The 13,570-nt window shown below is 55.3% G+C and carries 13 protein-coding genes; 4 read left to right on the top strand and 9 right to left on the bottom strand.

What is annotated here, in order from left to right; all coding sequences use genetic code 11:
* Positions 1 to 5: 5 nt before the first annotated feature.
* The 4 genes from ACFIOZ_RS14105 to prmB form a co-directional block, all read right to left on the bottom strand.
* Entirely contained in the window at positions 6 to 416 is a 411-nt protein-coding gene (locus ACFIOZ_RS14105) for a phasin family protein (protein ID WP_007113285.1), read from the bottom strand.
* Between the two features lie 275 nt (positions 417 to 691).
* Complete coding sequence (locus ACFIOZ_RS14110) at positions 692 to 1,192, bottom strand: hypothetical protein (RefSeq protein ID WP_386078857.1); 501 nt, start codon at positions 1,190 to 1,192, stop codon at positions 692 to 694.
* 90 nt (positions 1,193 to 1,282) lie between these two features.
* Positions 1,283 to 2,374: a chorismate synthase gene (gene aroC, locus ACFIOZ_RS14115; protein WP_386078860.1), complete on the bottom strand. Its 1,092-nt coding sequence runs from the start codon at positions 2,372 to 2,374 to the stop codon at positions 1,283 to 1,285.
* A gap of 13 nt (positions 2,375 to 2,387) precedes the next feature.
* Positions 2,388 to 3,347, bottom strand: a complete 960-nt coding sequence (gene prmB / locus ACFIOZ_RS14120) for a 50S ribosomal protein L3 N(5)-glutamine methyltransferase (RefSeq protein WP_386078862.1) — start codon at positions 3,345 to 3,347, stop codon at positions 2,388 to 2,390.
* A gap of 168 nt (positions 3,348 to 3,515) precedes the next feature.
* Between prmB and ACFIOZ_RS14125 the strand changes: the two genes are divergently transcribed.
* Positions 3,516 to 4,085 (top strand): Smr/MutS family protein, encoded by a 570-nt coding sequence (locus ACFIOZ_RS14125; RefSeq protein WP_386078865.1) that lies wholly within the window; start codon positions 3,516 to 3,518, stop codon positions 4,083 to 4,085.
* Between the two features lie 4 nt (positions 4,086 to 4,089).
* On the opposite strand, the gene ACFIOZ_RS14130 is transcribed toward ACFIOZ_RS14125, so the two are convergent.
* The 4 genes from ACFIOZ_RS14130 to ACFIOZ_RS14145 all read right to left on the bottom strand — a co-directional run bounded on the left by ACFIOZ_RS14130 (position 4,090) and on the right by ACFIOZ_RS14145 (position 9,679).
* A complete protein-coding gene (locus ACFIOZ_RS14130; RefSeq protein WP_386078868.1) occupies positions 4,090 to 5,121 on the bottom strand; it encodes a patatin-like phospholipase family protein in 1,032 nt (343 codons plus the stop codon).
* Between the two features lie 14 nt (positions 5,122 to 5,135).
* Positions 5,136 to 6,038 (bottom strand): alpha/beta fold hydrolase, encoded by a 903-nt coding sequence (locus ACFIOZ_RS14135; protein ID WP_386078870.1) that lies wholly within the window; start codon positions 6,036 to 6,038, stop codon positions 5,136 to 5,138.
* Positions 6,039 to 6,311: 273 nt separating this feature from the next.
* The gene (locus ACFIOZ_RS14140) at positions 6,312 to 8,882 is read right to left on the bottom strand and encodes an ABC transporter permease (RefSeq protein WP_386078873.1); all 2,571 of its coding nucleotides are present in this window, start codon (positions 8,880 to 8,882) and stop codon (positions 6,312 to 6,314) included.
* The gene (locus ACFIOZ_RS14145) at positions 8,879 to 9,679 is read right to left on the bottom strand and encodes an ABC transporter ATP-binding protein (protein ID WP_386078875.1); all 801 of its coding nucleotides are present in this window, start codon (positions 9,677 to 9,679) and stop codon (positions 8,879 to 8,881) included. The genes ACFIOZ_RS14140 and ACFIOZ_RS14145 overlap by 4 nt, the downstream gene beginning before the upstream one ends.
* A 76-nt stretch (positions 9,680 to 9,755) precedes the next feature.
* On the opposite strand from ACFIOZ_RS14145, the gene ACFIOZ_RS14150 reads away from it, so the two are divergent.
* The 3 genes from ACFIOZ_RS14150 to ACFIOZ_RS14160 all read left to right on the top strand — a co-directional run bounded on the left by ACFIOZ_RS14150 (position 9,756) and on the right by ACFIOZ_RS14160 (position 13,160).
* Entirely contained in the window at positions 9,756 to 10,454 is a 699-nt protein-coding gene (locus ACFIOZ_RS14150; RefSeq protein WP_386078878.1) for an arylesterase, read from the top strand.
* An 85-nt stretch (positions 10,455 to 10,539) separates the two neighbouring features.
* Positions 10,540 to 11,244 carry a transglutaminase-like cysteine peptidase gene (locus ACFIOZ_RS14155; RefSeq protein ID WP_386078880.1) on the top strand — a complete coding sequence of 235 codons (705 nt, stop codon included), beginning with the start codon at positions 10,540 to 10,542 and terminating at the stop codon, positions 11,242 to 11,244.
* 14 nt (positions 11,245 to 11,258) lie between these two features.
* The gene (locus ACFIOZ_RS14160; RefSeq protein WP_386078882.1) at positions 11,259 to 13,160 is read left to right on the top strand and encodes an EAL domain-containing protein; all 1,902 of its coding nucleotides are present in this window, start codon (positions 11,259 to 11,261) and stop codon (positions 13,158 to 13,160) included.
* 35 nt (positions 13,161 to 13,195) lie between these two features.
* Here the strand turns inward: ACFIOZ_RS14160 and ACFIOZ_RS14165 are convergent, their stop codons facing one another.
* On the bottom strand, positions 13,196 to 13,516 hold the full coding sequence (locus ACFIOZ_RS14165; protein ID WP_386078884.1) for a tryptophan synthase subunit beta like protein: 321 nt from the start codon (positions 13,514 to 13,516) through the stop codon (positions 13,196 to 13,198).
* Between the last annotated feature and the right edge of the window lie 54 nt (positions 13,517 to 13,570).

A 13,570-nucleotide genomic window follows, 5' to 3' on the forward strand; every position in this document is an offset into this window, starting at 1 on the left:
ACTAATCAGCTCTTACGCGAGGACTGACTAGAGGCTTTGGCAGGCTGCTCACTTTTAGTAGCCGCCTTGGCCTGCTCGGACATTTGCTGACCAGCCTCACTGAACATTTTTTCCATTTCAGACTTAAACTGCAGGCTCATCTCGCTCATGACGCGTGCGTCTTCCTGCATTTGCTGGGACAGCTCGTTCATCATTTCAGCTTGCTTGGTGCCGAAATCGCGCAGGCTCTCTGCATCTTGAATCTCGGTAGCGCTGCGAATGCGCTCGGTACCCATCTGGCTGTAGCGCTTCATGGCTTCCAGCTGATACTGGGTCATTTTTTCCATGTTGTTGAGCATCAGCGAATTAATTTTACGCATGGGCTCAAACATTTGCTTAGTTTGGGCGTTGAAGGCGTCCATCATATTATCTTGCATAGTGTCTGCTCCTGTTTAGTTCCTTGGCATGAGCCTTGGAGTGACTCATCGTGATGTAGCTGGTCTTACTTCACCTCGACTTGCTGCACTGCAAAAAGAGTAGTCCTACACATGCTGCATTGCAACAGCGATACCGTTTTAAGCCGCAGCATCCGGTAACGCTACAAAAACGGCTCCGCATGACGACTCTCATCGCTGGTAGCGACCTTTACCACGTTACCAATCGCTTACAGCCCACTTTCACAATCTATCTTTGCCCGTATATCGTTACCGATTTATGAATCACTGCGCTTGGATGTTGAACGTGCGTTTGAGCCTGAACGGGAGCGCGACGACGCTGTTGACTTGGTCTTACCACCACTGCTGCTGGCTCTTTTATTGGCACTATCGCTAGTCGCCTTGGCATTCGCCGCACTGCTTTTTGCGCTGGCGGTACCGGGCGGCTCCGCATCACTGCCCTTTGTCGAAGACGCACTGGCGTTAGTGCTTGCACTGCCCGCTTGGCGCAACATATCAAGCATCATTTGCTGATAAGTACCAAAGTTGGCTAGCCCTTGAGACAATCCTTCAGATAGCCCTTGAGAGAGCCCTTGATGCATCATCGGCTGCTGCAGAAAAGGCCGCATCAGACTCATGGGATCGTAGCCCTCTACACCAGACTCCATCTGCCGTTGAATATTTTCCAGCAGGTTTTTCTGAAAAGCTTCGACATCCGGGAGGCCCAGTGATTGGCGAAATTCATCCGGAGTAAGATCAAACTCAACGTTAATCTTCATAGGCGGCTCCTGCACTGTTTGTCACGACCAGTCGTCATGCATTTGTTTTGTTTGAGTGTAGCAGCGAACTGCCAACCTCACCGTATTGCGTTAGCGCTGAGTTAAACGCGGCGTATCAACGCTTACCTCACCATTTTGTCCGCGCTGACGCAGCCAGTGATCCAACAGCGTAATCGCCATCATCGCTTCAGCAATGGGCGTTGCGCGAATGCCCACACAGGGATCGTGGCGCCCTTTAGTAATCACCTCCACCGCATGACCATGGATATCAATAGAGCGACCCGGTGTGGTAATACTGGAGGTCGGTTTTAGCGCCAAGCGAGCCACAATGGGCTGGCCGCTGGAGATACCACCTAACACGCCACCGGCATGATTGGAGAGAAAGCCTTCGGGCGTCATCTCGTCACGGTGCTCGCTGCCGCGCTGGGCGATACAACCAAACCCTGCACCTATCTCAACACCTTTTACCGCATTAATACTCATCAAACCATGCGCCAGATCAGCATCCAGGCGGTCAAACACCGGCTCGCCCAGCCCAACCGGCACGCCTTCGGCAATCACGGTAATCTCTGCACCCACTGAATCCTGGTCGCGACGCAGCTGATCCATGTAGGCTTCCAGTTCGGCTACCCGCTCCGGGTCAGGACAGAAAAAGGCATTTTGGCCCACCGCCTCCCACTGTTTGAAATCAATTTTTATGGGGCCTAACTGGCTCATATAGCCGCGAATCTGCACGCCTTGGGCGGCCAAATACTTTTTGGCAATCGCCCCGGCTGCCACTCGCATGGCGGTTTCACGGGCGCTGGAGCGCCCGCCGCCGCGATAGTCCCGGTGGCCATATTTATGGTGGTAGGTGTAGTCCGCGTGGGCGGGCCGAAACTGCTCTTTAATTTTTGAGTAGTCGTTGGAGCGCTGGTCGGTATTCTCAATTAACAGGCCAATCGAGGTGCCGGTGGTCTTACCTTCAAATACCCCTGAGAGGATGCGCACCTGATCAGGCTCTTTGCGCTGGGTGGTATGTCGTGAGCTGCCCGGTCTGCGGCGATCCAAATCATGCTGCAAATCGGCTTCGCTTAACGCAAGCCCCGGGGGGCAGCCGTCGACGATCGCGCCGAGCGCAGGGCCGTGACTCTCACCAAACGTAGTGACGGTAAATAGTTTGCCAAAGGTATTGCCAGACATGGCGGTTAGTTCCTCACTGGAAAGACGCCGCATGGGCGTCGAGTTCAGCGGCGCTCAAAGCAAATACGCCCTGGCCGCCACGCTCGAATTCAAGCCATAGGAAAGGCACGTCGGGAAACGCTGCTTCCACATGGCGATCTGAGTTGCCGACTTCTACAATCAGCCAGCCCTCATCGGTTAAGTGCTCCCGCGCTTGACGCAGTATCCGCCGGACAATATCCAGACCATCGCTGCCTGCCCCCAGTGCCAAGGAGGGCTCATGGCGGAACTCAGCGGGCATGGTGGCCAGGTCGCGGGCATCCACATAGGGCGGGTTGGAGACGATGAGATCAAAACGACGACCTTCCAGGCCGCTGAACACGTCCGACTCCACCGCTCGCACTCGGTCTCCCACATCGTGGCGGGTAATATTTTGCCGTGCCACGGCGAGGGCATCCTGGCTGATATCGGCCAGCGCCACTTCACAAGTGGGTAAATAGAGGGCTGTGGCAATGCCGATACAGCCGGAGCCGGTGCATAGATCCAACACGCTGGCAGGCGGCTCTTCGGGGAACCAGGCGGCAAAGCCATCTTCAATCAGCTCGGCAATCGGCGAGCGCGGAATCAGCACGCGCTCATCAACGCTAAACGGATGGCCGGCAAAGAAGCTCTCGCCGAGCAAGTAAGGCAGCGGACGGCGGGAAGTCACACGCTCTCGTGCCAGGGCAATAATCCGCTGGCGTTCAACGGGCAGCAGCCGCGCCTCTAACACACTGGGGTCAATATTCCACGGCAGGTGTAGCGCGCCTAAGCAGAGCGCCACCGCCTCATCCCAGGCTGAGTCAGTGCCATGGCCATAGTGCAGCCCCGCCAGATAAAACTCGCTGGAGACCCAGCGCAGGTAGTCGCGTAGCGTAAAGAGCTGGCTCACCAGCAACGACTCCGACAGGGAAAGGGTTGAGTGTGAATGCTCAACATTTAAATGCGTGGTCACAGCGGCTCCTGGTTAACGATACTCATGGCGATAAAGCGTTATACGTCTAACGAATAAAAGATTGTACCTTTCACTTCGTCCGGTTCACAGCAACGCTCAGCCCGCTATACTGTGCTTCTTTAACTGATTCACCTTGCTACCTCCATTTTGCTACCACCCGAGCCTGACATGACGCGACACCGCCACCTGCCTAACGATGACGATATCAGTGCCTTTCGCGACGCCTTAAAGGCGGCGGGGGTACGTCCTATCGCCACTAATCAGGCCGACCCAGGCAAGCCCAAACGCGACACTAAGGCTCATGAGGCACGGCGCAGCGCGGCGGTTGAGAGCAGCACACCGCAAGCCAGTGGACGTACCTCGGATGGTCGGGTGGAAGCCGTACGCCCTTCCGAGTACCTAGAGTTCAGCGTGCCCGACTTGCCATGGCGTACGTTTAGCCAACTAAAGCGCGGTCAAACGGCGTGGCAGGCGGGGCTTGATCTGCATGGCTATACGTTGGAGGAGGCCCGCGCGGAGTTAGAGAGTTTTCTACGTGATTCGGCGGGGCAAGGCCTGCGCTGCGTGCTGGTCGTACACGGTAAAGCCTGGGGCACCACCTCGGATTTTCCTGTGCTCAAAAGCCACACCAACACCTGGCTCCGTGAGTGGCCGGGAGTACTGGCGTTCTGCTCGGCCATTGATATCGACGGTGGCACCGGGGCCGTCTATATATTGCTACGCAAGCGGGGCCAATAGACGTCTATTCAGTAGCGTCAGAAGCAATGCTGGGCATGCGCCGCTCTAATGCTTCATCGGCCAAATGACGGCCAAGGCGAATCAAATCTCGGCCCCGGTAAAATTCGTAAGTGCTACATACCGTTTTGGGGATTTCGATCAGCACATCGGGCGGGTACCCGGCCACCTTATACTTGGCCAATGCCGCTTGGGTAATATCGAATGACTCCAAAATCATATCGAGCTTGCTCCACTCACGCTTGCCTCGCGCTTCAGTGCTCTCTTCTAACGCTTCTTCGTCGCTCTCGCCATTAGCACCATCGCCATTAGTACCAAGTCCTGCCCACAGTTTTTGCGTAGCGGCACGCACATCGCCAATCCAACGCCCCATGCGTTGATCACGGTCAATCTCGCTTTCGGTGCGGCTATCGGCTGTTTCCTCCTCTTTAGGCAGTAACTCCTCTAAGGTCACCGGCAACGGGCTATGGGCAGTGACATTAACCGCGACCACAAAATCCGATTGGTGGGCGGCAACCATGGGCATAATCGGTAGTGGGTTGAGCAGCCCGCCGTCCACCAGCACCTGCTCGCCAAGATGAACCGGGGTGATAACGCCCGGTACGGCCATGGAGGCACGAATCGCCTGCAGCAACGGGCCGCTTTGAAACCACACTTCCCGCTGTCGCACCAGGTCTGTCGCAACCGTGGTAACGGGGATCGCCAGGTCTTCGATGAGAATATCGCCGACCAGCGATTCTAGTTTGCTCATGACTTTACTGGCCCGCATAGCCCCCATAGGGCTCCAGGTGACGTCCACCAGTTTGAGCACATCCAGGTAGTCGAGCTGGCACACCCAGTCACGGTATTCCGGAAGCTTACCCGCGGCATAAATCCCGCCAATCACCGCCCCCATTGAACACCCGGATACGGCCACGATTTCAAATCCTCGTGCCTCTAGCGCTTCAATCACGCCGATATGTGCATAGCCGCGGGCGCCACCGCTCCCCAGCACCAGTGCAACCTTATTGCCACTGTTCAAATGAGCCAGTTCGTTCATGCTACGCTCCTTCCCTAAACGGTACCGGTGTTGCCCCAGTGTCCGCCGATAACTAAGGCGACTTGCGCCACTGCCCTGGGCTCCAAGTGTAAGTGATGGCCACCCTTGAGCACCTGGCGGGTTAACCCTTTGACAGCTTTCCGCGCCTCTTGGGCCCATTTCCGTTCGCCCAGAATCCCCTGCTCGCCCTCTATCAGTAGCAGCGGCGCGGTAATGTTCGCCAGTAGTGAAATGACCTGCTCGGGTGTAAAGCGCACCAGGGAAGGCTTTAACAATCGGCTATCAGTGCGCATTTGCACATGACCATCGGCAGTAGACTGGGTATTGCGTTCGACTAGCGGCGCTGCCGTGATGCTATCTAACGGCGTGACCCCGCCTGTAACACGCGCAGCAACGGCACTCTCGATATCGGGGTAGCGCGGTGCGCGGGAAAGTGGCCGATGGTAGGCGACTAGTCCCTTACGCAGTTGACTAGCAGTCTCTTCAATAGGCGTATTGAGCGCCCCGAGCCCATCAATTAGCGTTAGCCGTTCGACTCGCTCTGGCAGCGAAGCGGCAAGCAGACAGGCCACTGCCGCGCCCATGGAATGGGCGAGTAAGCTGGTTTGCTCCAGTCCCAGATCCTCCATGGCATCCAAGATGTCGTGGCAGTAGTCCCAAAGTGCATAGTCACTGCCAGATGGCGCGTGTGCCGAATGGCCGTGGCCGCGAAAATCTAACGCCACAATACGAATATTCAACGCCTCGACCAACAGCGGGGCTAAACGAGTAAAGCTGGCGGCATTATCCAGCCAGCCGTGTAAAGCCAACCAAGTTGGGGCATCAGCTCTCCCCCAGCTCAGCGCCCCTAGGCGTCCTTGAGCAAGGGAAAGCGGCTTTGGCGCAACAGAGTGCGTCGCCGGAGTGTTTTGGGGCATAAATAGCAGTCCTGAATAAACAGCTAATGATCCTAAACGAACGGTCGCGTCACTGGATCAGTATGATGACGGCGCAGACAACAAACGTTACCATGCTAGGCATATTTTACTTCAACCTTGTACTTAACCTCGTACTTAACATTGTACTTAACACTGTATTGGTGCCGTTATGAAACCACGTCGTGATACTCGCGCCCGTAATCTGGTCTTTTTTGTTGCTGTCATCAGCGCCACCGTCGTCGGTTTCTGGCTAGCTAAATAAGTTCATGATCACTAAGCCTCACCCAATAGCCCCAGGCTGGCTGCTGGTGCTTGACGACGCAAACCCCGCGAAAGTGCATGACCAATGATACCGATCAGCAGCGCCCCGCCAATGGGGAGGAAAATCCATAGCCCCAAATGCAAACGCGGAGTGAGATCCAATAGGTAAATATACAGCACCGCCGACGTTAGCTCCGCAAGCACTGCGCCCATCAAACCGCTGGCAAAGCCTAACAACGCGTATTCAGCCCCCTGTACCCGTGAAATCATCCGGCTGCCTGCGCCAAATACGCGCAGCAGGCCACTTTCATGGGCGCGTACCGGGCGGCTTGCGGTCAGCGCGGCATACAACACGCTAATGCCTGCCAGTAGCACCAGGGCAAGCACTAACTCCACCGCTCGGGTAACCTGGGCGAGCACATCCCGCACCTGGCCTAAAATCGCGTCCACGTTAAGCAGCGAGACGCCGGGGAAGTCAGTGATCAGTTCACGGATCAGCCCTTGCTCCGCCTCAGGAAGGTGAAAAGCGGTAATGTAGCTATGGCCAAACTGCTCCAGTACGCCCGGCGGGAAGATGATGAAGAAATTGGGCTGGAAGCTATCCCAATTCAGACTGCGCAGGCTGGTAATTTGGGTAGTAATTTCGTCGCTACCCACCGAGAACGTCATCTCATCGCCAATGCCCAACCCAAGCCTTTCAGCCAGACCATCTTCCATCGAGATAGGTACTGGCGCCGATTGTGGCGTTGCGTCGACGGCGCTCATCCAGCCTTGAGGCGCGTCTCCCTCAGTTTGCGCGGCAGAGAACCACTCGCCGGCCACCACTTCATTGCCTTCTGGCACGTCTGATTGCCAGGTGAGGTTGAGCTCTCGGCGTAGCGAGTTGTCGCCCCGCGCATCCGGTGGAACAGCGTCTCTCGGCGGCTGATCATTGATCGCAATCACCCGGCCACGCACCATCGGGTAGAGCGTGCTTTGGGTTTCCACTCGCGGCGAGACCGCGGCTTCAAAGGGATCACGCTCAGAAGGCTGAATATTGATAGCAAAATAGTTGGGGGTATTTTCGGGCAGTTGATCCTGCCAGGTGCTTAGTAAATCGCCACGCACTAGCACGATCATCGCCATGGCAAAGAAAGTCACTGAGAAAGCCAGCAATTGACCCAGCCCCGCTTGACGCCTGCGTGCCAACTGGCGGCCACCTAGCCTCAGCGCCTGTGACCACTCACTACGCCCAGAGAATCGCTGCACAACGCGTAATAGGCCGCTAAGCAGCAGCGCGCTAATCATCCACAGCACACCCAGCAAAAGCGCACCACCGATTAGCAACCCAATCGCCAGTGGCAGACTGCCCGAATAGAGCCAAAGCAGCCCGCCAAACACGACACTCGCTACGCCCACGACCAGCCAAGCCGAAGGCGGCAGTGGGTCAAGCTCACGACGTAGTACTTTAAGAGCGCTGACTTGCTTGATACGCAGCAGCGTTGGCCCTGCAAAGCCAACTAAAACAGCAAGGGCCGTGAATACTCCTAGCCCCAGTGGCATTAGCCCCGGCGGCGGGAGCGTCATGGGTAGAAAGCTCACCAGCAGCCAAATCAGTACCGCTTGGCCCAGAAGCCCAAGTAGTGCCCCAATCACCGCCGCTACCAGAGCTAAACCGAGTAGTTGAAGGGTGAAGATCGTCACTAATTGACGCTGGCTGGCACCAAAGCAGCGTAGCAGCGCGGCGGTATCCAGGTGGCGCTCCACATAGCGGCGGGTAGACATTGCCACGGCCACGCCCGCTAGCAGCACCGCCGCTAAACCGGCTAACCCCAGGTAGCTTTCCGCACGCTGTAACGCATTGCCGAGTTGAGGGCGGTCAACGCGCACATCGCGCACCTCTACCCCGTCACGTCGTAGCTCGGCAAGCAGCCCCTGCACTTGATCCAGCGCTGCAGGAGCGCCCGCAGCTAGAATTTCAAATTCAATCCGCGAACCCTCCTGAACCAGGCCCGTGGCCTCGACATCCGCAGTGTTCATCATCAGGCGCGGATTAAAATTACCAAACCCACCGGACTGATCCGCTTCGCGCTCAATAATCCCGCTAACGGTCAGTTCGGTTTGCCCCACTTGCACCCGGTCGCCCAGCTCAATCTCGACCAGCTCCATCAGTCGCGGGTCAGCCCAGGCTTCTCCAGGCGGCGGACCAGAGGCGATTTGCTCAGTGCCATTGCCAAAATCCACGTAGGAGACACCGTAGTGTGGGTAGACCTCATCCACGGCTTTTAAGCTGGCGGGCTGAAAACGGCCATCGCGACTAATCATCGACACCAGATCTATCTGGTCGCTAAGGACAAAGCCCGCGCTCTCCAAACGTTCGCGCAGTTCCTCGGAAAACGGATCACGCTGCTCTAGCACTAGGTCGCCACCCAGCATCTGCCCCGCCTGGCGCTCCAAACCGCGCTCTAAACGGTCAAGAAAAAACGCGATCATGGTGGAGGCTGCCACGGCCAATACCAAGGCAATAAACAGCGCACGCACATCAGCAGCGCGCAGATCTCGCTTAAGGCTGCGCATTGCCAAACGCCAGTTCACATCACTCATTGCGTGCCCTCATCAAGCGCAGCCGCGGTGGGTACGCTGTTTTCAGGGACGGCCTCTAACTTGCCATGATCTAACCGCAGGCAGCGATCACAGCGACGTGCCAGAGCGTGGTCGTGGGTGACTAGAATAAGCGTGGTGCCCGCCTCACGGTTTAGGGTGAAGAGCAGATCAATGATTTGCGCCCCGGTGTCAGGATCCAGATTGCCGGTTGGCTCATCGGCGAATACCAGTTCAGGGTCGGTAACAAAAGCACGGGCGACGGCCACCCGCTGCTGCTCGCCACCGGAAAGCTGCTTGGGCAAGTGGTTCACCCGCTCGCCAAGCCCTACTCGCGCTAACCACTGAGCAGCGGTATGCGTCTCCCCGGCGCGCGGCGACAGTTCAAGGGGGAGCATGACGTTTTCAAGCGCACTCAGGGTGGGCAGCAGTTGAAAGTTCTGGAACACAAAGCCGACACGTCCAGCGCGCAGTGCTGCACGCCCATCCTCATCCAAACGGCTTAACGCGTGACCAAAGAGCGTTAGTTCTCCGTCGCTTGGCGTATCAAGACCAGCCAGCAGGCCCAGCAGTGTTGATTTACCTGCGCCGCTTTTACCCAAAATGGCGACACTCTCCCCCGCCGCTACGCTCAGCGACAGGTCGTGTAAGATAGTGAGCGAACGCTCACCGCTGGTGACTTTTTTAGACAGCTTATCTGCGTGCAGTATGGACGGCCTATTGGCGCCGTGGGGAACATCGTTAACCGCTTGGTTGTCGGTATTAGGCTGGCGCTCGCCTTGGGGTGACTCGCTTGACACTGTTTTATCGAAAGATGAATTCGCAGTTTGATCTGAGGAGCTGGAATTTGAAGAACTGGAATTTGAGGAGTATGACATGAAGCGTGGCATCCCTGTGGCATGGCATGGACTGAACCGCATGGTAACCGGATGGCTGGTGCTGCTGATAGTCACCGTTACCTCACCGTCTATCAACGCAGAGCCTGTCAGTGCAGACGCTGGCCCCACCCTATTGGTGATGGGCGACAGTTTAAGCGCCGCCTACGGCATAGAGCGTGATGAGGGCTGGGTGAGCTTGCTAGCAGCGCGTTTAGAAGGCGATGCGAACGTTATTAACGCCAGTATTAGCGGTGAAACCACATCCGGGGGTCTACAAAGGTTCTCTGAGATTATCGGACAACGGGAGCCAGATATTGTTCTCATTGAACTGGGCGGCAACGACGGCCTGCGCGGCTTATCACCCAATCAAATGCAGGCGAACCTAGCCAGCATGATTGAGCAGAGCCAGGATGCAGGTGCTCGGGTACTGCTGTTGGGAATCGATATTCCGCCCAACTATGGCCAAGCCTACCGGGATGCTTTTACTGGGGTCTTTTACTCGCTGGCAGAGGAGTATGACGTACCATTAGTGCCCTTTTTACTCGCGGATATCGCCCTGAACGATGCTCTAATGCAGAGTGATGGCATTCACCCTACCGCCGATGCACAGCCGATTATCCTCGACAATGTATGGCCTGAGCTTGAGCCGCTGATTGATCCATTAATAGAAAATACGCATCAGGCAGCCGCTCAATAACCCATCCTTTTGACTGAGAGGTGTAGCACTTCAACCCGCCAGCTTGTAATCTTAACCTCTATTTGGCGGTTACTAATGGCGACTCATGCCTGCATCCTCAGACCAAAGCCCTCCTGTATTTTCGCGTCGGCAGTTCTTAGCAACTGTCGGCGCGCTTTGGTTGGGCGCAGGTATTGGCATTCATCCAACGCCTGCGATAGCGTTTGATCCTCAACGCTTACGTCAAAGCATGCAACAACAGTATGGGCAGGCTGGCTTAGCCATATTAGAAGAGTGGTTTGCTCTTCTTCAACAGCTGCAAAATCAAGATATTCAAGCCAAACTACGCGGGGTTAATGACTTCTTTAATCGTCGCATCCGATGGGTGGATGATATTCAAGTTTGGGGAGAGGAAGATTTTTGGGCCACACCTTTGGAAGCGATGGGTAAAGGTCAAGGAGATTGCGAGGACTACTCAATCGCCAAATACATTAGCCTTAAGCAGTTGGGTGTTACCAGTCAATACCTACGCATGATTTATGTCCGTGCGCGCATAGGGCGTAGTCAAATTACCCAAGCCCACATGGTGCTAGGCTATTACTCGACGCCCGATGCAGAACCCCTGGTACTGGACAACATTGTACCTTCCATCACCCCTGCCTCTCAGCGTACTGATCTTGACCCACTGTTTAGTTTTAATAGTGATGGCCTTTGGGCTGGCGGTTCATCTGAATCCCGCGCAGATCCATTGGCTCGGCTATCACGCTGGCGCAGCGTCATCGGACGTATGCAAACCCAAGGTTTCATTTAAGAGGAATTGGCAAGATGTCACTTATCAAACAACTTTGGATTGCCATTATCGCCCTGCTGCTGCTGTCGTTCATTGGTAGCCTCGCCATTAGCATTACCACTAGCCGCGACTATATCGAGCAGGAAGTGCGTATTAAGAATGAAGACAATGCTACCGCTTTGGCACTTTCCATGAGCCAGCTCGATAAAGACCTTGTCACTCTCGAACTGTTAATCGCCGCTCAATTTGATACCGGTTACTACCGCCAAATCACTCTGCGTGATACAGACGACACTGTACTTATTGAGCGCTCAGCCGAAGAGTATAGTGGCGATGTGCCTGCCTGGTTTCGTCAGCTTGTCGAGTTTGATGTGCCCAGTGGCATAGCGACGATCCAAGACGGCTGGCGCCAGTACGGCACGTTGGAGCTTGAGAGCCAGCACAGTTTTGCCTATACCTCTTTATGGCGCAGCATGCTGGAACTCGCCGCCTGGTTTTTACTTGCTGGAGTAATCAGCTTAGCGATTGCGACGGTGATCGTTCGTGGTATTAAGCACCCCCTTTCCCGTGTCGTCACACAGGCACAAGATATCAGCGCACGCCGTTTTACCACCATTAAAGAGCCACGCACCCTGGAATTACGCCAAGTCACCCAGGCAATGAACGTACTCTCTGCCAATGTTCATCAGATGCTGAGTCACGAAAGTCATAAGCTGGATGAGTTGCGCCGCCACTTACAGCATGACCGAGTCACCGGTGCGTTAAATCGCGATGTTTTTATGGGCAAACTGTCGTCTCAATTGGGCAGCGAAGATGCGCGTGCAACCGGTATGCTGATCATGGTTCGCATCCAGGCATTAGAGACTCTCAACGAGCAGCTCGGCTACGCTGCCACCGACCAACTATTAAGTACGCTAGTTACCCAGTTGGGGCAATTGGACAGCGTGTCGGCAGAACCGATGGTAGGCCGCCTAAACGGTAGTGATTTTATCTTTATGCTACCGCTAATGGATGATGTAGAAGAGCTACGAATTCAAGTGATGGCATCCTTGGCTGAGGTAGCCGCCACGCAGCCCGACGTGGAAATTTATCTTCCTACGGCGATTGTGCCCTATGCACCCCATGATGAGCGCGGCACACTATTAGCCACCCTGGATGACGCCTTGGCACAGGCCGAAAGCTTAACGTCCTTCGAACAAGTCGTCGTACGTCAGCGTCAGCGCATTTCACTTTATAGCAGCCATGCCGAATGGCGAAATGCACTGGAAGCAGCCATTCTGGTTGGCCCAGAGTTAGCTTACTTCCCTGTAGTAGACGCCCAGGGAGACATCATCCATTACGAATGCCCGGCCCGCTTATTGCTAGGCGGTGATTGGCACACCGCTGGTGTCTTTATTCCCTGGATAACCCGCTTTGAGATGGAGCCCGCGCTCGATTTAGCTGTTGTCAAAAAAGCACTAACCAACCTCCAAACTGATCTTAAACCGGTAGGCATTAACCTCTCCGCAGCATCCATCACAAACACGCAGTTTGTTAACGAGCTGCGGACACTGTTGGTTGCCCACCCCCTACTGGCCAAGCAGCTCTGTTTTGAAGTGCCTGCTACGCTTAGCACGCATGCGATTGGCAGTTTACGGGGGCTTTGTACCGCTTTACGTCCGCTTGGCTGCACATTTGGCATTGAACACGTAGGGGCAGAATTCACCAAACTTGCTGATTTGCACGATGTAGGGCTTGCTTACTTAAAAATGGATAGCAGCCTTGTTCACCAACTGCATACTTCAAATGAGCAGCAAACCATTGTGCGCGGCATGGCCACGCTGTGCCATTCACTGGGTATTCAGGTGATAGGAGAAGGGGTTGCAGACGAGGAGGAGATCGCCTGTTTGTTCCGCGTGGGTGTCGATGGCGCCACCGGGCCAGGCGTGCAACTTTGATTACTTATGACATATCGCCCCAAGCGACGATGACTTTAGATAGTATCGTCTTCGCTTAGCAAACCCACATCATTTTTTGACCGCAGTGACTTACGCTCCATTACCTTGGCCTGCGCGGCTTCCGGCAGGTCAGTGAAGGTGATAACCCCCTTATCCAGTAACACCTCAAGAATATCCTCAACCACCCTAACAAACGCTAAGTCAGAGGCGATAAAGTTCGCGGAAGATTCCGGCTGTTCGGCAAGAAAAGCCAGCACCTCAGGTGAGTCAGGTGCGATCATTTCGCTGCACTCTGCCGTTGGTTCTTTGCTGAGCATTAGGATCTCGCCGGATGTATTTCGGTTGATGTAGAGCATCGTTCCCCTCTAAAGAAAGCTGTTCGCAATTAAGAAAGCCGCCCCCTTTCAGAG

It is taken from the genome of Vreelandella sp. F11, assembly GCF_042466685.1.
In the GTDB taxonomy this organism is placed as follows: Bacteria; Pseudomonadota; Gammaproteobacteria; order Pseudomonadales; family Halomonadaceae; genus Vreelandella.

Excerpts from the sequence above, each read along its gene's own strand:
- ACFIOZ_RS14105 (WP_007113285.1), bottom strand. The coding sequence starts at position 416 with ATGCAAGATAATATGATGGACGCCTTCAACGCCCAAACTAAGCAAATG.
- ACFIOZ_RS14110 (WP_386078857.1), bottom strand. The coding sequence starts at position 1,192 with ATGAAGATTAACGTTGAGTTTGATCTTACTCCGGATGAATTTCGCCAA.
- aroC (WP_386078860.1), bottom strand. The coding sequence starts at position 2,374 with ATGTCTGGCAATACCTTTGGCAAACTATTTACCGTCACTACGTTTGGT.
- ACFIOZ_RS14125 (WP_386078865.1), top strand. The coding sequence starts at position 3,516 with ATGACGCGACACCGCCACCTGCCTAACGATGACGATATCAGTGCCTTT.
- ACFIOZ_RS14130 (WP_386078868.1), bottom strand. The coding sequence starts at position 5,121 with ATGAACGAACTGGCTCATTTGAACAGTGGCAATAAGGTTGCACTGGTG.
- ACFIOZ_RS14135 (WP_386078870.1), bottom strand. The coding sequence starts at position 6,038 with ATGCCCCAAAACACTCCGGCGACGCACTCTGTTGCGCCAAAGCCGCTT.
- ACFIOZ_RS14140 (WP_386078873.1), bottom strand. The coding sequence starts at position 8,882 with ATGAGTGATGTGAACTGGCGTTTGGCAATGCGCAGCCTTAAGCGAGAT.
- ACFIOZ_RS14150 (WP_386078878.1), top strand. The coding sequence starts at position 9,756 with ATGAAGCGTGGCATCCCTGTGGCATGGCATGGACTGAACCGCATGGTA.
- ACFIOZ_RS14155 (WP_386078880.1), top strand. The coding sequence starts at position 10,540 with ATGCCTGCATCCTCAGACCAAAGCCCTCCTGTATTTTCGCGTCGGCAG.
- ACFIOZ_RS14160 (WP_386078882.1), top strand. The coding sequence starts at position 11,259 with ATGTCACTTATCAAACAACTTTGGATTGCCATTATCGCCCTGCTGCTG.
- ACFIOZ_RS14165 (WP_386078884.1), bottom strand. The coding sequence starts at position 13,516 with ATGCTCTACATCAACCGAAATACATCCGGCGAGATCCTAATGCTCAGC.